We start from the raw sequence: 19745 nt of genomic DNA on the forward strand, positions 1-19745 counted from the left end.
CCACGCTCGCGTTCTGGCGGGCAAAACAACTCAGGAGTGACCATGGCCAAGGAAGAACTGCTCGAATTCCCCGGCGTCGTGAAGGAACTCCTGCCGAACGCGACATTCCGGGTCGAGCTTGAAAACGGCCATGAAATCATCGCGCACACGGCAGGAAAAATGCGTAAGAACCGTATCCGGGTTCTCGCAGGTGACCGCGTACAAGTCGAAATGACGCCGTATGATCTGACCAAGGGTCGGATCAACTACCGCTTTAAGTAATCAGCTGATGAGGCTGATTCTGGGCTCTGCCAGCCCGCGCCGGAAGGAACTTCTGGCGCAAATCGGAGTCGTGCCAGACGATATCCGCCCGCCCGATATCAACGAAGATCCGGCAAAGGGGGAGCTTCCGCGCCCCTATTGCGCGCGGATGGCCATTGAAAAAGCGCGGGCTGTCCAAGCCAGTGACGATGAATTGGTGCTGTGCGCTGATACCACCGTCGCGCTTGGGCGCCGCATCCTTGGCAAACCCCGCGACGCTGGCGAAGCTGCAGAGTTTTTGCTGGCCCTCGCCGGGCGTCGTCACAACGTAATCACCGCTGTCGCCCTGCGTTTGGGGGATCGCGTGTGGGAACGTGATGTTGTGACGGCTGTGAAATTCAAGCGCCTGTCCGATGAAGAACTGAACGCCTACCTCCGTTCCGGCGAATGGGACGGAAAGGCGGGCGGTTACGGCATTCAGGGCATGGCGGGCGCATTCGTGCCGTGGATAAGCGGCTCATTCTCGGCTGTGGTCGGGTTGCCCTTGGCGGAAACGGCCGGGCTTTTGCAAGGGGCCGGTTTCCCCGTCTATCAGGAGGCACCATGAAAGGTCGCATCGTTATTCTGGACCATTTGGCCGGCCGCCCCGCGGCTGCGCTTATGGTTGACGGAAAGCTGGAAGATCTGTTGATCGACCCGCCCGAAGATGTCGTTGCCCCGGGTGCGATCTACCGCGCTGTGGTGGATCGTCAGGTCAAAGGGCAGGGCGGGGTTTTCCTTAAGCTGCCAAATGGCAAAGGATTCCTAAAACAGGCGAAGGGCCTTGCGCCGGGCCAAGCGTTGCTTGTTCAGGCCTCGGGGTTCTCCGAGCCGGGCAAGGCGGTTCCGGTAACGCCCAAGTTCCTGTTCAAAAGCCGCTATGCCATCGTAACGCCTGGCGCGCCTGGCCTGAATATTTCCCGTTCGATCCGTGACGACGATGAGCGAGACCGCCTGTTGGAAATCGCCCACGAAGCGATGGGCGAGGCTGACGATTCCTTGGGTCTGATCCTGCGCTCTGCCGCTGAGTCGGTGGAGGAGGAGGCGATCCTTGAAGACATCGCAGCCATGTACGAGCTTGCCGTTGGGGTGATGTCCGAAACCACTGGCGAGCCTGAACTGCTGCTGGATGCGCCCGATGCCCATACGCTTGCGTGGCGCGATTGGTCAGACCCTGACCCGGACGAAGTCGTTTCGCATGACGGCGCGTTCGAAGAGTTGGGTGTTCTGGATGCAATCGATGCGCTTGATGGCCCCACCGCGCTGTCAGGTGGTGGTTCGATCCACGTAGAACCGACGCGCGCCTTGGTGGCTGTGGACGTTAATACAGGCGCCGATACCTCGCCTGCTGCGGGGCTGAAAGCCAACATCGCAGCGGCACGTGATTTGCCGCGCCAGCTGCGCCTGCGCGGCCTCGGTGGCCAGATCACCATCGATTTCGCGCCTATGCCCAAAAAGGATCGCCGCCAGTTAGAGCAGGTGCTGAAGGCCGCGTTCCGCTATGACGCTGTCGATACGACACATGCGGGCTGGACGCCGCTTGGCAATTTTGAACTTCAGCGCAAGCGAGAGCGTTTGCCGCTTAGCGAAAGTCTGAAAACATGAGCTGCCCAATGTGCGGTAAAGACGCCGTTCAGAAATACCGCCCGTTCTGTTCGGGCCGTTGCGCGGACCTTGATTTGGGCAAGTGGCTGACAGGCGAATACGCCATTCCCGCCGACGATGCAGAGTCGATGGAAGAAGCCGCAGAAGAAAGCGCGCGGCAGGAACAGAAGCCAAACTAGAACCGATACGGGTGAGAATTCAGAGGTTTGTAAAAAGAGGTGAAAAATATCCCCTCCCCCTCTGGACACCGCCCCGCCCCGCGTCTAGAAGTTCGCAGCCCGAACGGAAGCGGCCTCATGGCCAACAACCCGTTCACCCGTGCCCGGGTAGCTCAGGGGTAGAGCAGTGGATTGAAAATCCTCGTGTCGGTGGTTCGATTCCGCCCCCGGGCACCACTTTTACCAAGTGAACTCAACGCATTGTCAGTTAGCCAACTGGCATGACCGACCTGATTTTCGTTTTCTGTTGTTTAGCAAAATCCGACAGTCTTGGCCTGACCTAACTTCTGCATAGGCGCGGTGCGGCAGACGGCGTCACCACTCTTATTCTCGTGGTGCTTTGTGGCGGTTCCGCGTGGGATTGTTTGAAAGCTGTACGCCCTTGGGGCCAAAATGACGCCGCCGCCAAGAATGGCGGCGGGTTCTAGGTATTGTGGACAATAGCGGGCGGCCCCGACCGTGTTGTCCTAGATAACCTCGTTGTGGAGGCGGGTTACGACGCGGTAGGGCGCGAGTTGCGTCTTTCGGCCTCGGATATAAAAGCCGGTACCTGCAGATATTTTTAGCGTCGAGGTCCCCCCGACAAGCGCCTCAAGTTCTGGCAACGCGTTCTGTGAGCCCAGCTGCGCGCCAAGCGATCCATCGTCAATCATATTTCCGGATTCGGACTTCACCGAGAAATTGATCTTCCAATCAGATAGCTTGAACGGAAGTTTGGCCTCTTTGGCCACCTTCATGACGTTCGCGCAGCGTTTTTCGATTTCGTTCTTGTGAAGCTCAAGCGCGGCGGCTTTGTTGTCAGCAGCCGCGATCTTGTGGAACATTTGGTCGATTTCGTAAGACAGCAATCGGACTTCGTCAGACCGCTTCCGTTTGAACTCTAGCACGTCGTCAAGTTTGGCATCTTCCGTCGGGATCGGTATCGCGCGGTAAAGCTCCATCAAGACACCTTTGCCGACCGAAAAATGCTGATCTTTAAGCAGCATTGAGTAGGGGCCTTCAGACATGCACCACAAGCCCGGTTCGCCGCTCTCTCGCTTCAGGAAGGTCTTGATGTGGCCCTCAGCGATCAAGTGGCCAAGGGTATTGGCGTTCTTGGTCACCTTACCAGGCGACAGGGTAAGCATCTTTTCCTTGACCAGAAATTTGATGTCGGGGTGGCTCTCTCCACCCTCGGCAAGGTTGTTTTTGGGGTATGCGATGCGATCCCAGAACAAAACGGCGCGACGCAGTTCTGTGGGGTCCATCATGCCTTTTGTTGTTAGCGAATCCCCTGCCACGCTTACCGGATTACTGATAACCAGCCCGCGCCCTGCCTTGGGCATTTTGCCGTATAGGGGGTCGGTTTGTTTGCGGCGCTTTGCTTCACCCATCGTGTCACTGTACTCTTACTGTTGTTTTTTGTCGGTCCACTGCGGAAGGGGCACCCGTTTCAGAAGATGCCTTCCACCACTAATTTTTATCCGCACTACTTTGGCGTTTAGTCGCCGGGAACTTCGAACGCATAGTCGTTCTAAGTGCCAGAACTAGGCTGCCAAAGGCGTCGGTTGGCGGCGGCTAACATGCATTCATGGCGAAATGTGGGTGAACCACGTCACTGCTGTGTTGACGTTGCGGCACTTATGGGGCCGACCTGTTTTAGAACTTTTTCGACACCGTCGCCTGACACTCTGTCGTACTGTAGTCGTAGAAGGCTACGTTTGAGTGGTTGGCAATGAACGAGCAGGAAAGGCGGGGGGTGAAACCTTTGACCTCGATGCGTGTGTTGTAGATGGTCGCGCTAATTCCATGGAACGTGTCTTTCCTTGGCGCGGTCGTCAGAGGAAAGTCCCCAACAAAGCCCCGCGCGCCGGCTTCGATGCCTACGACCGTGTTCAGCCCACCTTCCCATGCTTTCGAAACGCCGGCGAAAATTCGGTTGCCGTGGTATTGCAGGTGGGGCGAGGATGGGCGGCCCTGTTCCAGCCCCAGCCCAACGTTTAGCGATAGGCTTGGATCCACCTGATGGATCAAGCTAATGGCAGCGGCCTCAAAGTTGCCGTTGTTATAGCTTTGGTTTGGATAGTGGCGGTATTCATGGCTGACCGAGAAGCCCAGTTGGTTCTTATCGGAAAGCCGCCGCGCGATGCTGAACGAAAGGCCCGTAACATCGCTGTCGGCATCATCCTCGCGCCATGTTGAGCGAAGATAGGGGCTTATGGACCACTTCGTATTTGTGCTGCTCCGCTCATAGGCAAGCGAAAGCGAACCTGTCGCGTAGTTATAGATGGTTTCCTCGTACTGCGTGCCAGAAAGGTTCCAGTTCACGCTGACGCGACTTTTGGGGCCGGTTTGTTTGCGGAAGTACCCAGCAATGCCAACCTGCGCACCAACGCCCGAGTTCGCCTTGGAACTGGGGTCGATCACATAGACGCCGCTTGTTGTGTCAAAGATGGCGTTCGTCGTGCCACGGTTGATATTGCTTGATGGGATCAGCGAAAAATACCCGCTCAGCCCAACGGGCTTATTCCGATCAATCACGTTCAGAAAATCGCGATAACCCTCTCGAAGCTGCGGGTTTGGATCAATGTCGAGGAGGGCGTTGAAGTGATATTCGGCCACGTCGAACTGTTGATCCAATAGCAGCGTGTGTGCCAGTTCGCGCCGTGCCTGAATATATTCGGGGTCGATCTGAAGCGCGGTCCGAAACGCCTTTATTGCTTCGGCCAGGCGGCCCTGAACCTTCAACGTGCGCCCTTCAAAAAAAGCGTATTCCGCTTCGGATGGGTTCTGCGTTTCAAACAGGGTACGGGCGGCTTCAAACTGGCCCGCGTTGATCAAGCGCAGAACCTCGTCTTCGGATGTGCCTTGGGCTGATGCGGCGGTTCCAACAGACAGAAACAACACGCATGCGCATCGTGAAAGGGTGGTCGCGGCAATGCGCGGCGCCGTTGCCAATTTCATCATATCGCTGCCAGAAAACACCATGCCGCCGTACGCCCCCGCACTCATAATCGCTTAAGATAGGGCTGCACCTTCCGCAGTCGGCGCGTCGAAAGCAAGGGGGCATATACCGCACCTGTTGACGCAGTGGGCGTGTGTGTCTGGCAAGTCAGCCAGAAAATTGACCCTGCCCAAGGTGATATTGTTGAAGATTTGCGCGGCCGAAGCGTTGCTATTTGATCACGTATATTCGGGTCTGCCTGTTCGCATAGATGTGCGTTTTTCGGCGCGAATTGTCGCCTACTCAGACCCAGTGTCCGGGCGTGCAAATGCGCGCGGATCCATTTTTTCGAAATATTTTAAGAAATTGATCCGGATCAACCCCCGTGTGCCGCGAACGTATTACGAATGATGAATGCAACCGCATTGTGAGGAACTTTTTGCCCACAATCCTGATCGCATTTGGAGGACTAGGTAAATGGCAACACCAATCGACATTAATAACACGCAAGACTTTGATCAGCCGCTGAACACGGATCCCGATTTTTCGGCGACCCACGTTTTCAGCACGGCTGACATCACCGGCACGTTCAGCGGCACCACCCAAGGCACCGATGGCGGAGTAATTGATTTCAGCGGTGCAAGCGGGATCAAAGAAACCAAAGAAGGGGTCACCCTTTACCCGATCGACAGTGAATTCGGCTTTGTCGTTTCCGACTTTGAGGGTGCGGTCGAAAAAGAGGTCGACGGTATTTATGCCGAAGGTTGGGCAGGCGATTTGTTGATCGCTGGCCAACAGGCGGGGCTTGTCGTCTCGGACGCGCCGACGGACACATTCAAGACACCTGCAGTTCTGGGAACATGGCTGTCAGGGTTGGGTGGGAACACCGTAAAGGCGTCAACCGAACATTACGTTGTGATGCAGCACGTGCTGTCGGATCAAAAGTTCCCCGGCGACCCGGATGCGCTGTATCCGCTGGATGATGACCTGATCCTACTAAGCTTAAACCCAGCCTATGATGGGCAGTATGTTTCTGATCTGGTGAACGGAACGGCGATGTATGATGGCGAGCTTGTCGTCGTGCCAGACGTCAACCAAGATGGCGTTATCGACATCAAAGATTTGCTGAACCCGAACGAAAGCTCGATCGAATACGACATCGCGTATAGTTCGGATTATTCGGTCACGATGAAAGATGACGGTAAGCTGCTTTATCGTTGGGGCAACTCCGTCAAGCGGCCGAACGATGTGCGCATCGAAACGCATATCGACACGCCGGATGAGTGGAAAGAACTGGATCCATATAGCTCTCTCAAGTCGCTTTATGAAATCACGTCGGCGGAACTGGTGGTGCACCACACGATCACCAACAACCCGAACGATCAGATTCGCCCCGAAGATCTGGAAAACGAATCCGCGATCGGCACATTGCCGACCTACGAAGTGATCGAAAACTATAACGGCGACATTGGCCGCACTGTTTGGGCCAGCACCGATGATTACTATGCGGGTGACGGCACGCTGTATCCAGCAGGAACCATTCTGCGCGATACGATGCTGGCGGACGCTGTAACGGGTACGATCCCCGATGAGATCGGTACGATTTCCGAAGACTTGGAGCTTGGCTTTACGAATGCGTGGTACACCACCATGGATCGTGAACCTTTCGAACCGGTCTTGAACGAAGACGGCACCGAATACATCACCGGTCCGCGCTGGCGCCTACAGCCCGATAAATACGGGCAAGACCTGCCAAGCGTTACAATCCCGATCGACCCAAGTGACGAGCTTCCTGTGACGCAGGGCGAAGAAAAGTACGAAGTTGGTGCAGAAACCCAAACTGTCATCAACCTGCTTGACTGGGAAACAGAGATTTCCCCGCTGTCGATCAGCGCAGGCTGGCAGGACGGCGCAGGGACTGTGTCCGCGAACGGCCTGAACATGACCGACGATCTTGATGTGGCCTTCTACATCAAGGGCGATATCAAACCGGCCACGATCTACAGTGCGGAACTACTTGTCGATTACGAAGAAATCCCAATTCACGACGAAGGGGACACCATCACCGGTACAGCCGAAGATGATTATCTGGTTGGCGTTGGTAACAACGAATTCACCGGCGGCGACGGTGCAGATTTGTTCGTTGTGTCCTACGGCACCTCGGTCACAGATGTGATCACGCAAAGTGTCATCACGGACTTCGAGGTTGGGAAAGACAAGATCGGCCTTATCGGCTTTGACTCTCTCGTTGATTTCGATGCCGACACCGTGGAAGCACTTGATCTGATTACCCAAGGCGTGGATGGCGATGATCTTACCATCTACGTTGATGATCAGCTTGTGGCGACTTTGACAGGCGTCGCGGCTGAGCTGGGTATCGGCACAGAGGTTGACCCCGGCGAGGGGCTTAGCTTGCTTCACAGCTTCATCGTTTCCAACCCATCGCCAGGCGTGGATCCCGGGCCGGTCGAACCCAACTTGATTGTTGGCACCAACGCGTCCGAGACACTTGAGGGCACTGTGGGTGATGACATCATCACAGCCTTGGGAGGTGATGACTATCTCTATGGTCTTGCTGGGAATGATGTTCTGGACGGTGGTGCAGGGCTTGACCGGATGTACGGCGGGATGGGCGAGGACACGTTTGTCTTTGCGACCAACACTGGCTTGGACTTTGTCTATGACTTTGAAGACGGCATTGACCAGATCCAGCTTGATGGCATCGACTTTGCTGACGTCGAAATCACGGCTTATCGGACAAAGGATGTCCTGATCTCTGCTGGCGAAGACTTGATGATCCTGCGTGGGGTCAATGTTGCCGACATTACAGAAGAAGACTTCAGCGTCGACAGCGGGCTTATGGTCGCCTGATGGCGTCGCAGTATATTGAATTGAAAGAGAAAACCATGAAACACTATGCAACACTTACAATGTGCGCTGCGTCGCTGGCGCTTGCGGGATGCGGCGGCGGTTCTTCTTCGCCGACCGCGGCACCGCCAACCGGTGTGACCCCTGCATCTTACGCAACTGTCGATGCAGCTGCGGTGGCAATGCAAGATACTTATACCGATGCAAACGGTGACGTTCTTGCCGGCGTAACGGTTGCCAGCGAGACTGAGGTGATGAACGCCGCGAATGCGACCTATTCGGGGTATGTTGGCGGTGACCTGACGAGCGGCGGCAGATTAGTTGGTGAGCTTAGTATCGCCGCTGATTTCGCCAGTGAAACAGCCACCAGCACGGCAACCAATTTCTTCCATGATACGGATGGAGCTTACGCGGGAACGCTGTCGGGGGCTGGCATCATTGTGCCGGGGGCCCCAGGTGCTGTTCCACAGCTCTCCACCACGATTGCGGGTGACCTGACAAACGGCGGGTCCACACACGCAACCTCAATTGGCTTGGAGGGTGATTTCATCGCCAGCGGTGGCGATGTGGTCGCTGTTGCGGGTCTTGCTGACGGAACGGTGGGTGCGGGCGTGTTGTTCACCGGCACGTTTGCTGCCGAAAAATAACACTCAGACTGTTCTCGAACATGACGCCAGCGCTCAATTGAGCGCTGGCGTTTTGCGTTAGAGGTAGCCCGCGCTGTTGGGCCATCCGATAAGTGGCACAAGGGGAATGGTTCAAGCCCCGCATCATCACAGCCCCAAACGATCCCCTCCGAGCCAAGCCGCTGATTGTCGGTGCAACCTTTCCTCACCTTTGGTGTGCGTGCAGGTTCCATTTGGCGCAAACCGACATCCCCAAATACGTGATGGCACGGAGCAAAAGCTCCGCGCCATCACAGCGATAACTAGTTCTGTGCCGAGGGCCATGGTGGCCCCCGTGCTTAGGTTTTGAACACCCGATAGATCGCCGGGATGACAAGCACCGTCAGCAACGTCGATGACAACAGCCCGAACAGAAGCGATATCGCCAAGCCTTGGAAGATCGGGTCGCTTAAGATCACGACCGCGCCGATCATGGCGGCGATTGCGGTCAGCAGGATCGGTTTGAACCGGATCGCGCCAGCCTCGATCAGAATATCGACCTTTGACTTACCAGTTTCGTCCGCATGCCGGATGAAGTCCACCAACAGGATAGAGTTGCGCACGATGATCCCGGCCAGCGCGATGAACCCAATCATCGATGTCGCCGAAAACGGCGCGCCCCACAGCCAGTGTCCGAACATGATGCCAAGGAAGGTCAGCGGCACCGGTGTTAGCACCACCAGCGGCAATCTGAACGACCCGAACTGGGCCACGACCAGAATATAGATGCCGACCAAGGCAATGCCAAAAGCCGCGCCCATATCGCGGAAGGTGATCCATGTGACCTCCCACTCTCCGTCCCACAGCAGGGTAACGGTGCTTTCATCCTCGGGCTGGCCGTTCATGCGGATTGTCGGTTTTGTGCCGTCTTCCCATTCCATCGCATCAAGCGCATCAGCGACGGCAAGCATGCCATACAGCGGTGCTTCGAATGTGCCGGCAAGTTCGGCCATCACCATTTCAGCGTCCCGCCCGTTGTGCCGGAATATCGGGAACGAGGCGCGCTCTTCCTCAATACGGATCACATCGCCCAGTTCAACGACGCCGCGCGCGCCCGGCAACACGTTGGCCGGGATCGGGGTGGACAGGAACCGTTCGTCCAACAGCTTGTCACCATCCGCGCGTTCCACGGTGATCGGGATTGGATTGCGCCCATCGCCGCGATGGGAATAGCCGACTGTTTGCCCGGCATTCAGAAGGGACAGCGTGTCAAACACATCGCTTTCCTCAACGCTGAAAAATTCCAGATCATCGGTCGAGATGGTGGCCCGCAGCCTGCGTGGTTGAGTGCCGAAACTGTCATCCACATCCACGATGAAGGGCACGCCCTCAAATGCCTCGCGGATTTTGGCGGCAGCGGCGCGGCGCGTATCCGCGTCGGGGCCGTAAACCTCGGCCAGAAGGGTCGCGATAACCGGGGGGCCGGGGGGCGGTTCGACCGTTTTCAGGTTCGTGCCGACGGGTGTTTCAACCTGTTCTAGAAGCGTGCGTATTTCCAACGCGATTTCGTGGCTGGGGCGGTCGCGATGGGTTTTGGGTGTCAGGTTGATCTGAACTTCACCCAAATTCGGTTCGTTGCGCAGGTAATAGTGGCGTACAAGCCCGTTGAAGTTAAACGGCGCGGCCGTTCCCGCGTGGGTCTGGGCCGATACGACCTCTGGCAGGTCCATCACCACCTGAGCAACCTGTTGCGCGACGGCGTCTGTTGCCTCTACCGGTGCGCCTTCGGGTAGGTCGATGATCACAGCAAGCTCTGACTTGTTGTCGAAGGGCAGCAGTTTGACGGTCACGTCCTTGGTATAAAGCAAGGTGAGAGAGCCAAAGGAAAGCACGGCCGTGACCAGCAGGAACACAAGGCTGATGCCTTTGCTTGCCAATAAAGGGCGGGCGACGGCGGAATAGATGCGCCCAAGGGTGCCCCCCTGTGTATCGCCATGGGCATGGTCACTAACCGGCGCACGGCCCGCAATTTTGATCATCAGCCAAGGTGTGATGATCACCGCCACGAAGAACGAAAAGATCATCGCGGCGGATGCGTTGGCCGGGATCGGGCTCATATACGGGCCCATAAGCCCCGAAACGAACAGCATCGGCAGCAGCGCAACAACAACCGTAAGGGTCGCGACGATGGTGGGGTTGCCCACTTCGGCGACGGCCTCAATCGCACTGGCGACGCGGCTTTTCTTTGGGTCCAACGCCCAGTGTCGCGCGATGTTTTCGATGACCACAATCGCGTCATCCACCAAGATACCGATGGAGAAAATCAGCGCGAACAGGGACACCCGGTTCAGGGTGTAACCCATGATCCACGCAGCAAAGAGGGTCAGCAAAATCGTGACCGGGATCACGATGGCCACCACGATGCTTTCGCGCCAGCCGATGGCGATCAGCACAAGCCCGATGATGGAAACCGTCGCAAGACCAAGGTGGAACAGCAGCTCGTTCGCCTTTTCATCTGCGGTTTCGCCATAGTCACGCGTGATTTCAACGTGGATGGTTTCGGGGATCAGGTCGCCCTCTAACGCGTGGACCTTGTGAATAATTTCTTCGGCCACAAGAACGGCATTGGCGCCCGCGCGTTTGGCGACGGCAAGCGTTACGGCAGGTGCGCGGTGCACCGTTCCATCCGCGGCGCGGGTGACGTTAGCGACGAAATGATCGCTGGTGTCATCAATGAACGCGATGTCGGCCACGTCAGACACATACACCGCACGTTCATCGCGCGAGGTCAGCAAAAGGTTGGCGATTTCGGCGGGGGCCGTCAGCGTTTCACCGGCGACAAGGTCGATCTGTTCGCGCCCGTCGCGCAACTTTCCGGTGTTGAATGCGCGGTTCGCATTGGCCACTTTCCCGGCAAGCTGCTGCAAGGTGACACCAAACAACGCCAGCTTTTCAGGGTCAGGCGCGATGCGCAAAGCCTCGGGTGCTTCGCCGACCAGATAGGTCAGCCCGACATTGTTGATCTTGGCGACCTCGGCGCGGACCTGACGTGCGACGCGGGTCAGATCGTTGGCGGAAACGCCGCTTTCATGTTCGGCGGCAAAGGTAAGCGAAACAATCGCGACATCGTCGATCCCACGCCCGACAATCAGCGGTTCGGGGATCCCGATGGGGATGCGGTCAAGATTGGCGCGCACCTTGTCATGCACGCGCAGGATGGCCGTGTCGGCGGGTGTGCCAACGACAAACCGTGCCGTGACCATCGCCGCATCATCGCGGGTGGAGGAATACACATGTTCCACCCCATTGATGCCTTTGACGATGGTTTCCATCGGTTCCGTGACCAACTTCACGGCATCTTCGGCCTTTAGGCCCGCGGCCTGAATGTGAATATCAACCAAGGGCACCGATATCTGCGGCTCTTCTTCCCGAGGGAGGGAGACCAGCGCGATCATACCCACGGCCAGAGCCGCCAAAATGAACAGTGGGGTCAGCGCCGACGATACAAACGCCTTGGTCAAGCCGCCCGCAATTCCCAGCGGGGTGGGGGTCTTGGGATCAGTCATGGTGCTGCACAACGCTTTCGCCGGCCGTTACGCCAGCAACAATTTCAACCATGTCCACGCCGTCGATCATATGGTGTTGACCAAGCAGGACAGTGCGATGCGCCACGTCCTCGCCCGCGCCGACCCAGATGAAATCAAGGCCCGATTGGGTGGTGACGTAGGACGCTGGCACAAGCAGTGCGTCGCGTTCCCGGATGGGCAAACGCACCAGCACGCGGGCGTCTACGAACGCATCGCTCAGGCCCGCGACTTCGACATCGGCGATCACGCGGCCGTTTTCGATCTGTGGGTAAACCCGCGCCAAACGCCCTTCTTTCAACGCGCCGCCTTCTTCGATCTGAATGACCGCCCCTTCGCTAAGGGTGCTTGCGTGACGTTCAGGAACGGCCAACCGCAGGAAAAAGCCACCGCCACCGATCATGGCAATGACCTCGCCCGGCATGACCACCGCGCCAGCCGCGACCGGGACATCAAGGACGCGCCCGCCAATGGGGGCCAGCACCGCACCTTCGGCGCTTTGTTGTTCCACCACCCTGCGTTCAGCGCGCACAGACTCGATCTGGTTGGTCATCACGTCCACTTGCGTGCGCAACCCATCAAGCCGCTGAACGGTCGTCACGCCCCGTTGAAGCAACTCTTCGCCGCGCGTCAGTTCCGTCTGCGCGTTTTCCAGCTGCGAGTTCAACGCTTGAAGCTGCGCGTCCAGCGCGGCCAGTTGAAAGGCCAGTTTTTCATCGATGACCTCGGCCAGCACCTGCCCGGCGTCAACCTGCGCGCCTTCGGTTATGGTTAAGGACGTCATGGTGCCGCCCAGCCGCGCCCGTGCGGGGATGCGGTCACGCGCTTCGATCCGGCCATAGACCGCTTTCCATTCGGTCAGCGGAACCAGTTCTGCGGCGAACGGTTCCTGTGCGTGCAGCGGAGTCAGCGATAAAAGGGTGGCGACAAGGGCCCAGCGAAGCATGGCGTGCTCCTTTCATAAGGATACCTTCACCTCTGACGAACCAGATGTGACAGGCGTGTTCGATGCGCAATTGGCGCGGCGTTTTGGGGCATTTAGCGGAAAAAAATCGGCTGGGGCCTTGATATGCGTCAAGGCTGGGCCGCGTTGCTAACGCAGGCGCCGGGTCAGTTCTTTGTCCAATAGATCGAAGACCAGGCGGACGCGGCGGCTGGTTTTCAGTTCGCGATGGGCGATCAACCAAATCGGGAATGTGATTGATGGAAAGTCGGGCAGGGCGCGTTGCACCAGCGGTTCTGCGTCACCGACATGTGTCGGGACAACGCCAATTCCGATGCCGTGTTTCACCATTTCCCATTGGACCAAATGATTGGCGCTGATTACCGGGAAATTGCGGCGGGTCAGGTTTAGCCCGTGCGCGTTCAGACCGTTAATCAAAACGTCATTCTGATCAAAGCCAATGAAATCGGCGTCGGACGGATCGCCCATTTTGCGGATATATTGCGGCGTCGCGTAAAGCTGCGCCTCGTCATCGACGATCTTCTTCGCGATCAGGTCAGGATGCGTGGGGCGGGCGCTGCGGAGCGCGATGTCAGCCTCGCGGCGGCGCAGGTCGCGCACGTCGTTGGTGGCGACGACCTCTACGTCAATTCCGGGCGCGATTTGGCGAAGTTTGGCGATGATGGGCGGCAACAGGAAGGCGGAATAAACCTCGCTTGCTGTGATGCAGATCGACCCTTCGATGGATTGCGCTTGCCCCGAAGCCGTAAGCGAAACACTGGCCGCCGCCGCGCCCATTTCGCGCACATGTTCCACCAGTTCAAACCCACTTGGGGTTAGCTGCAACCCGCGCCCAACCCGTTCGAACAGGACCACGCCCAGTTCTTGTTCCAGCGCGCTGACTTGGCGGCCCAAGGTCGGTTGCGCAACGCCAAGCGCACGAGCGGCAGCGGAAAGCGAGCCCTCTTCGGCGGTGACAAGGAAAGCCCGCGCGCGGTTCCAGTCAAATTTAACAGAACGCCAATCCATGCTAAAATGCATACCAATACTGCGATTTTGGTCAATTTATTTAATAAACCCGCATGGGTATCACGCCGCTGAATTGGAAAAGGACATAGACCATGAAAGCGATTGTATATGAAAACTACGGCCCAGCGGATGTGCTGGCCGTGAAAGAACTTAGCACGCCCACCCCGAAAGACGGAGAGGTCTTGGTTCAAGTTCGCGCAACATCGGTGACGACGGCCGATTGGCGAATAAGGGCGGCGGCGTTCCCCGGAATTTTCGCGATCTTCGGGCGTTTGATGTTTGGGGTCTTTAAGCCCAAGGTCAAAGTGCTTGGCAGGGATTTCGCCGGCGTGGTCGCGGCCGTCGGTGGCGGCGTTGCGAATTTCGCCGTTGGAGATCAGGTATTCGGTGTCAGCGACATGGGGTCCCACGCTGAATACGTGGTGGCGCCAGCAGATGGGGCGGTCGTAACCTTGCCCAAAGATCTGACGTTTGAACAAGCCGCGGCCCTGCCGTTCGGCGCACTTTCGGCGCTGGTGTTCTTGCGGGACTTCGCGAAGGTGACAAAGGGGCAAAAGGTTCTGATCATCGGCGCGTCTGGCGGGGTGGGGGCCTATGCAACGCAGATCGCGCGTGTTCTTGGTGCGCAGGTGACTGGGGTAAGCAGTGCCGCCAATATTGATCTGGTCAAGTCGCTGGGGGCCAGTCAGGCCATCGATTATGCGACCGAGGATTTCACCCAATCCCAACAGCAATTCGATGTGATCCTTGATACGGTCGGGGTCACCAATTTTCGGCGCAGCAGGCGGGTTCTTTCGAAGAACGGGGTGTTCATCCCGCTGAACTTTGGCCTGCGAGAGGTGTTCCAATCCGTGTGGACGCGGGCATTTGGCGCGCAAAAGGTGCTTGTGGGTGTCAGCGGCGATACCAAAGCTGACCTTGAGGAGTTGAAGCAGATGATAGCGCAGGGCCAAGTTGCCCCAATCATCGACCGGGTCTTCCCGTTGGATGAGGTGCCAGCCGCCCATCGATATGTCGAAGGGCGGCACCGGAAGGGAAGCGTTGTCGTTTCAGTGCCTTAGCTAAACGCGTCTTTGTACTGGTCGCGCAGGATGTTTTTCTGGACCTTGCCCATCGTGTTGCGCGGCAACTCGTCTGCGATCACCAGCTTTCGCGGGTGTTTGAAACGCGCAAGGGACGTGCTGATGGCGGCCGCGATGGCGTCCAGATCAGGGGTTGCGCCGGTTTCCGGCACGACAACGCCAACGACTGTTTCACCAAAGTCGGGGTGCGGCACGCCGATCACAGCGCTTTCAAGGATGCCGGGTTGGTCATCCAGCACCAGCTCAACCTCTTTGGGATAGATGTTGTAGCCGCCGGAAATGATCAGGTCTTTGTTGCGGCCCACGATCTGGACGTAGCCATCAGGGTCGATCACGCCAAGATCGCCGGTGATAAAGAACCCATCCTCGCGCAGCTCTTCACGCGTTTTTTCGGGCATCTGCCAATAACCTTTGAAGACGTTGGGGCCGCGCACTTCGATTTGGCCGATCTCTCCGTCCGGAAGGGTCGCGCCGGTGGCTGGGTTGGTGATCTTCAGCTCAACACCGGGCAGTGGGAAGCCAACCGTCCCCGCGCGGCGTTCGCCGTCATAGGGGTTGGACGTGTTCATGTTGGTTTCGGTCATACCATAGCGTTCAAGGATGCGGTGGCCTGTGCGTTGTTCGAACTGAACGTGGGTGTCGGCCAGCAAAGGCGCGCTGCCAGATACGAACAGCCGCATGTGGCGGGTCAGTTCGGGCGTAAACCGGGCATCGCTAAGCAGCCGGGTATAGAAGGTCGGCACGCCCATCATCGTTGTCGCCCGCGGCATGAAATGCACAATCGCATCCTGATCGAACTTGGGCAAAAAGATCATCGCAGCACCGCAGTGCAGGCAGACATTGGTTGCCACAAAAAGCCCATGCGTGTGGAAGATCGGCAGGGCGTGCAGCAGCACATCGTCTTTGGTGAACCGCCAGTGTTCGACCAGGGTTTCTGCGTTCGACAACAGGTTGCCCTGCGTCAGCATCGCCCCCTTGGATCGCCCCGTGGTGCCAGAGGTGTAAAGGAACGCGGCCAGATCGTCGGCCGAACGTTCGACGGTATCGAACACGTCAGGCTGACCCGCGGCCTTGTCGCTTAGCGTGCCGGAGCCATCGGCGTTCAGCGTTTCCAACATCGCGTTACAGGCGGCTGCCACCGGCTCTAACGCCGTGCGCTTTGCGCCGTCGCAGACAAACACGCGCGCGCCGCTGTTTTCCACGAAATAGCTGACCTCATCCGCCGTGTAGGCGGTGTTCAGCGGCAAGAAAACAAAACCTGCTTGGGCGCAAGCGGCGTAGATGGCCAATGACCCTGCCGATTTTTCCACCTGAACGGCAACGCGGTCGCCCGCTGTCAGGCCAAGCCCTGAAAGGACATTCGCAAATCGTGCGGCCATTTTCAGGAACGCATCATGCGTTATCGTCTTTTCATCCGCCGTAATCAGGAATGGCGTGGTCTGCCCAGCATGGCGACCAAACAGGGTGTCATAAAGTGGATTTGCCATTGTCAAAAAAGCCCTTACGCGTCTGATTTCACAGCCGATTTGCTTAGGTTACGCACCTCGGTCGAGGCGGCGATTTTCTGAGCATCGGCAAATTGTTCGTGGTTTTGCGAGATTTTGGGAAGGTCGTAAAGATAGTTCACCATCGCCCCGCCTGACTGCGCCATTCCGTTTTCGGAAAGATCAGCGCCCGCATGAACCGCTTTGATCTGCGCGCCGTTGCCAAGGTGGAACCGCGCGACCGGGTCATAGGGGCTGCCATCTGGGCGCTTGGCGTTCAAAAGGTAATGGGCGGCCAGTTTTTGCAGGGCAGTGTCATTGTCTGCTTGTTGCCCTGTTTCAGCCATCCAGCGTTTCAATCCGGGTATCGGAGAGAGGGTGACAAAGGTCTTCAGCCCCGGCATCTCGCGCGACAAATCGGCGACCACCTGTTTGATAAGCGAGTTGCCAAAAGAAATCCCCGCAAGCCCCGATTGACAGTTCGAGATGGAATAAAACACAGCGGTGTCCGCCTGATCGGCCGCGATTACATCACGTTCTTCCGCCAGCACCGATTGGATGGAGCCGGGGATGCCTTTGGTCAGCGCCACCTCGACAAAGATCAGCGGCTCGTTCGGCATTGAGGGGTGGAAAAACGCGAAACAGCGCCGGTCTGATGGTCGCAGCCGCGCCCTTAGGTCATCCCAGCTTTCAATGGCATGGACGGCCTCATAGGCAATGATCTTTTCTAGCAAATGCGCCGGGGTTTCCCAACTGACAGGTCGCAGGACAAGAAAGCCGCGATTGAACCACGATGCGAACAGGTGGCGGAAATCCAGATCAACGGCTGCAAGTTCTGGGTGGTCCTTGGTGAACCGCAAAAGATCGCGACGCATTGCCACCAACTGGGCGGTTGCGCCGGGCACTTGGTTCAGGCGGCGTGCCAGTTCCTGACGTTGGGGTTCGGATGCGGCCATAAACGCGCGATAGGTTTGCTTGGACGGCTGCTGTTCATATGCCGAAAGGGTTTCGCGAACCTGTTCAGGGTCAATGCCCATGCGGCTGAACAGATACTCGAAAAATGCCAGCTTTTCGTCGTCCTCCATCGCGCCGTAGCGGTCCAGAATCTGACGCGCCAGAGCCGCGCCAGAAACTTCGCCTTTGCTGCCCAGCAGGTCACTGGACAGCGCTTCGATAGAGCGCCGTTCCCACGCGCCGCTTTCAGCGCGTTTATAGCGCCGGTCGAAAACGGTCGACAGAAGGTCGGCCAGTACGCTCATATGCTTGCCCCCATAACTGCGTTGGGCAACCACGTAGCCAGGCCCGGAAACAGGCACAGCAAGACGATCGCCAACACCATGCAGGCCACGAATGGAAGCGAACCCGCCAGAATGGTTTTCAGCGAAATGTCAGGCGCGATACCGTTGATCACATACAGGTTCAGCCCGACCGGCGGAGAGATCAGGCCGATCTCCATGTTGATGGTCAGGACAACCGCGAACCAGATCGGGTCGAACCCTGCCGAGGTGATGATCGGCAGCAGGATTGGCGCTGCCATCAGGATCACCGCAACCGGTGGCAAGAAGAAGCCAGCGACCAGCAGAAACAGGTTGATGGCGATCATCAACCACCAACGGTTTACATCCAGCGTGCCGATCCATTCCGCAATGGATTGGGTGATGAACAGGCTGGACAACATGTAGGAAAACACCCCGGCCGCCGCGATGATGAACAGGATCATCACGCTTTCTTTGGTGCTGTCGCGCAAGACGGCCCACAGGTCACGCGGGTTCCACAGTTTGTAGATGACCATCGCGATAATCAGGCACAGCAGGGCACCCACAGCCGCGGTTTCCGATGGCGTCGCGATGCCGCCGTACATGGCGTAAAGCACGCCCAGAATGATCGCGAGGAAGGGTAGAACGCGCGGCAAAATCTCAAACTTTTCGCGCCAAGTGTAGCTGCCGGAATTCAACAGCGCCGTATCGCCCGAACGCCATGTCGAATAAAGTGACCAGATCATAAACAGCACCACCAACAGCAGGCCGGGAATGACGCCCGCCAAGAACAGCCGCCCGATCGAAGTTTCGGTCGCGATGCCATAGACGATCATCGTGACAGAGGGGGGGATCAGAATACCCAAGGTACCGCCCGCCGCGATGGAACCGGCAGCAACCCCATCAGGATAGCCACGCTTGCGCATTTCCGGGATGCCCATTTTGCCAATCGCTGCACAGGTTGCCGGGCTGGACCCCGACATCGCAGCGAACAGGGCGCAAGCCCCAAGGTTTGAAATGACCAGCCCACCGGGAACGCGTGTTAGCCAACGCTCCAACGCTTCGTAAAGGTCCGCGCCAGCACGGGTTGAGGAAATGGAGGACCCCATGATGATGAACATCGGGATCGACAGAAGGGCAAAGTTATCAAGTTTTCCGAACAGGATTTCGGGCATCAGCTCCAGTGAACGCATGCCGTCAAACACCATCAGGAACCCGGCAGAGACGATCAGCAAACCAATCGCCACAGAGACACCGGAAAACAGCACGATGATCGTGGCCATCGCCACAAGGGCACCAAGAAGAAGCGGGTCCATTATACGTCCTCCAGCCCGAAGGGCGCGTCAATTTTCAGAATGACGGCAACAAGGTCAGCGATCAGTTGCAGCAGCAAAAGGGCAAGGCCCACGGGGATTGAAAGGTACGGAATCCACAGCTTTACGCCCCATACGGTGTCAGACCGCCACCCGCGATCCCACGCGAAATGCCAGTATTCGTAACCGTACCAAAGCATCACAGCGATGATCAGGGATGACATGCTGAGCGTGAAAATTGCCATGTAGTAACGCGCACGTGGTTTCAGCATCAGCGGGATCAGGTCAACATTCACGTGCCCGCGCAGGCGTTGAACATAGGACAGCCCGATCAGCGTGGCAGAGATCACCAGATAGATCACGGCCTCTGTCTGCCAAACGGTGGAGCCATTCAGGACAAAGCGGATAAAAATCATCTGACATGTAATCGCGACGGCGATCACGATCATTGCGGATGCGCACCATCCAGCGACTGTCGAAATTGCGGCGACGGCGCGCAGAAAGGGGTTGTTCCCCACATGCGCGACGGCGGCGGAGCTGTGGCTCGCCATTTGGT

At 57.6% G+C, this 19745-nt stretch carries 16 protein-coding genes and 1 tRNA gene; 8 read left to right on the plus strand and 9 right to left on the minus strand.

Annotated features, from left to right (window positions below):
- Nucleotides 1-42 precede the first annotated feature (42 nt).
- From infA to COL8621_RS03740, 5 genes are all read left to right on the plus strand, one after another.
- Nucleotides 43-261, plus strand: a complete 219-nt coding sequence (infA, locus tag COL8621_RS03720) for a translation initiation factor IF-1 (RefSeq protein ID WP_021097168.1) — start codon at nt 43-45, stop codon at nt 259-261.
- A gap of 7 nt (nt 262-268) precedes the next feature.
- A complete protein-coding gene (locus COL8621_RS03725; RefSeq protein WP_093965967.1) occupies nt 269-847 on the plus strand; it encodes a Maf family protein in 579 nt (192 codons plus the stop codon).
- Complete coding sequence (locus tag COL8621_RS03730; RefSeq protein WP_093965968.1) at nt 844-1884, plus strand: ribonuclease E/G; 1041 nt, start codon at nt 844-846, stop codon at nt 1882-1884. The genes COL8621_RS03725 and COL8621_RS03730 overlap by 4 nt, the downstream gene beginning before the upstream one ends.
- Complete coding sequence (locus tag COL8621_RS03735) at nt 1881-2063, plus strand: DNA gyrase inhibitor YacG (RefSeq protein WP_093965969.1); 183 nt, start codon at nt 1881-1883, stop codon at nt 2061-2063. Before COL8621_RS03730 ends, COL8621_RS03735 begins: the two co-directional genes overlap by 4 nt.
- Nucleotides 2064-2204: 141 nt before the next feature.
- Nucleotides 2205-2279 (plus strand) — tRNA-Phe (locus tag COL8621_RS03740).
- Between the two features lie 290 nt (nt 2280-2569).
- Here COL8621_RS03740 and COL8621_RS03745 read toward each other — a convergent pair.
- Both COL8621_RS03745 and COL8621_RS03750 read right to left on the minus strand, forming a co-directional pair.
- Entirely contained in the window at nt 2570-3475 is a 906-nt protein-coding gene (locus COL8621_RS03745) for a DUF6236 family protein (protein WP_093965970.1), read from the minus strand.
- A 265-nt stretch (nt 3476-3740) separates the two neighbouring features.
- Nucleotides 3741-5093, minus strand: coding sequence for a surface lipoprotein assembly modifier (locus COL8621_RS03750; RefSeq protein ID WP_093965971.1), 1353 nt, complete (start codon nt 5091-5093; stop codon nt 3741-3743).
- A 409-nt stretch (nt 5094-5502) separates the two neighbouring features.
- Between COL8621_RS03750 and COL8621_RS03760 the strand changes: the two genes are divergently transcribed.
- Nucleotides 5503-7896, plus strand: a complete 2394-nt coding sequence (locus tag COL8621_RS03760) for a calcium-binding protein (RefSeq protein WP_093965973.1) — start codon at nt 5503-5505, stop codon at nt 7894-7896.
- Nucleotides 7897-7931: 35 nt separating this feature from the next.
- On the plus strand, nt 7932-8540 hold the full coding sequence (locus COL8621_RS03765) for a hypothetical protein (RefSeq protein WP_141137825.1): 609 nt from the start codon (nt 7932-7934) through the stop codon (nt 8538-8540).
- Between the two features lie 317 nt (nt 8541-8857).
- Here the strand turns inward: COL8621_RS03765 and COL8621_RS03770 are convergent, their stop codons facing one another.
- From COL8621_RS03770 to COL8621_RS03780, 3 genes are all read right to left on the minus strand, one after another.
- Nucleotides 8858-12064, minus strand: a complete 3207-nt coding sequence (locus tag COL8621_RS03770; RefSeq protein WP_093965975.1) for an efflux RND transporter permease subunit — start codon at nt 12062-12064, stop codon at nt 8858-8860.
- On the minus strand, nt 12057-13028 hold the full coding sequence (locus COL8621_RS03775) for an efflux RND transporter periplasmic adaptor subunit (RefSeq protein WP_093965976.1): 972 nt from the start codon (nt 13026-13028) through the stop codon (nt 12057-12059). Before COL8621_RS03775 ends, COL8621_RS03770 begins: the two co-directional genes overlap by 8 nt.
- 147 nt (nt 13029-13175) lie before the next feature.
- Complete coding sequence (locus tag COL8621_RS03780) at nt 13176-14054, minus strand: LysR family transcriptional regulator (RefSeq protein ID WP_093965977.1); 879 nt, start codon at nt 14052-14054, stop codon at nt 13176-13178.
- A gap of 92 nt (nt 14055-14146) precedes the next feature.
- Between COL8621_RS03780 and COL8621_RS03785 the strand changes: the two genes are divergently transcribed.
- Nucleotides 14147-15115 (plus strand): NAD(P)-dependent alcohol dehydrogenase, encoded by a 969-nt coding sequence (locus tag COL8621_RS03785; protein WP_093965978.1) that lies wholly within the window; start codon nt 14147-14149, stop codon nt 15113-15115.
- Here the strand turns inward: COL8621_RS03785 and COL8621_RS03790 are convergent.
- From COL8621_RS03790 to COL8621_RS03805, 4 genes are read right to left on the minus strand one after another with little or no spacing between them, the layout of a single operon-like run.
- Entirely contained in the window at nt 15112-16623 is a 1512-nt protein-coding gene (locus COL8621_RS03790) for a malonate--CoA ligase (protein WP_093965979.1), read from the minus strand. The two genes, COL8621_RS03785 and COL8621_RS03790, sit on opposite strands and share 4 nt — an antisense overlap.
- Nucleotides 16624-16637: 14 nt before the next feature.
- Nucleotides 16638-17879, minus strand: a complete 1242-nt coding sequence (locus COL8621_RS03795; RefSeq protein WP_093965980.1) for a malonyl-CoA decarboxylase — start codon at nt 17877-17879, stop codon at nt 16638-16640.
- Nucleotides 17876-19192: a TRAP transporter large permease gene (locus tag COL8621_RS03800; protein WP_093965981.1), complete on the minus strand. Its 1317-nt coding sequence runs from the start codon at nt 19190-19192 to the stop codon at nt 17876-17878. Before COL8621_RS03800 ends, COL8621_RS03795 begins: the two co-directional genes overlap by 4 nt.
- Nucleotides 19192-19740, minus strand: a complete 549-nt coding sequence (locus tag COL8621_RS03805) for a TRAP transporter small permease (RefSeq protein ID WP_093965982.1) — start codon at nt 19738-19740, stop codon at nt 19192-19194. The genes COL8621_RS03800 and COL8621_RS03805 overlap by 1 nt, the downstream gene beginning before the upstream one ends.
- Nucleotides 19741-19745: the final 5 nt, after the last annotated feature.

Source organism: Actibacterium lipolyticum, from assembly GCF_900184935.1.
In the GTDB taxonomy this organism is placed as follows: Bacteria; Pseudomonadota; Alphaproteobacteria; order Rhodobacterales; family Rhodobacteraceae; genus Actibacterium_A; species Actibacterium_A lipolyticum.

What these genes read in the sequence shown, in the direction of transcription:
- infA (WP_021097168.1), top strand. Translation starts at nt 43, where the DNA reads ATGGCCAAGGAAGAACTGCTCGAATTCCCCGGCGTCGTGAAGGAACTC.
- COL8621_RS03725 (WP_093965967.1), top strand. Translation starts at nt 269, where the DNA reads ATGAGGCTGATTCTGGGCTCTGCCAGCCCGCGCCGGAAGGAACTTCTG.
- COL8621_RS03730 (WP_093965968.1), top strand. Translation starts at nt 844, where the DNA reads ATGAAAGGTCGCATCGTTATTCTGGACCATTTGGCCGGCCGCCCCGCG.
- COL8621_RS03735 (WP_093965969.1), top strand. Translation starts at nt 1,881, where the DNA reads ATGAGCTGCCCAATGTGCGGTAAAGACGCCGTTCAGAAATACCGCCCG.
- COL8621_RS03745 (WP_093965970.1), bottom strand. Translation starts at nt 3,475, where the DNA reads ATGGGTGAAGCAAAGCGCCGCAAACAAACCGACCCCCTATACGGCAAA.
- COL8621_RS03750 (WP_093965971.1), bottom strand. Translation starts at nt 5,093, where the DNA reads ATGAGTGCGGGGGCGTACGGCGGCATGGTGTTTTCTGGCAGCGATATG.
- COL8621_RS03760 (WP_093965973.1), top strand. Translation starts at nt 5,503, where the DNA reads ATGGCAACACCAATCGACATTAATAACACGCAAGACTTTGATCAGCCG.
- COL8621_RS03765 (WP_141137825.1), top strand. Translation starts at nt 7,932, where the DNA reads ATGAAACACTATGCAACACTTACAATGTGCGCTGCGTCGCTGGCGCTT.
- COL8621_RS03770 (WP_093965975.1), bottom strand. Translation starts at nt 12,064, where the DNA reads ATGACTGATCCCAAGACCCCCACCCCGCTGGGAATTGCGGGCGGCTTG.
- COL8621_RS03775 (WP_093965976.1), bottom strand. Translation starts at nt 13,028, where the DNA reads ATGCTTCGCTGGGCCCTTGTCGCCACCCTTTTATCGCTGACTCCGCTG.
- COL8621_RS03780 (WP_093965977.1), bottom strand. Translation starts at nt 14,054, where the DNA reads ATGGATTGGCGTTCTGTTAAATTTGACTGGAACCGCGCGCGGGCTTTC.
- COL8621_RS03785 (WP_093965978.1), top strand. Translation starts at nt 14,147, where the DNA reads ATGAAAGCGATTGTATATGAAAACTACGGCCCAGCGGATGTGCTGGCC.
- COL8621_RS03790 (WP_093965979.1), bottom strand. Translation starts at nt 16,623, where the DNA reads ATGGCAAATCCACTTTATGACACCCTGTTTGGTCGCCATGCTGGGCAG.
- COL8621_RS03795 (WP_093965980.1), bottom strand. Translation starts at nt 17,879, where the DNA reads ATGAGCGTACTGGCCGACCTTCTGTCGACCGTTTTCGACCGGCGCTAT.
- COL8621_RS03800 (WP_093965981.1), bottom strand. Translation starts at nt 19,192, where the DNA reads ATGGACCCGCTTCTTCTTGGTGCCCTTGTGGCGATGGCCACGATCATC.
- COL8621_RS03805 (WP_093965982.1), bottom strand. Translation starts at nt 19,740, where the DNA reads ATGGCGAGCCACAGCTCCGCCGCCGTCGCGCATGTGGGGAACAACCCC.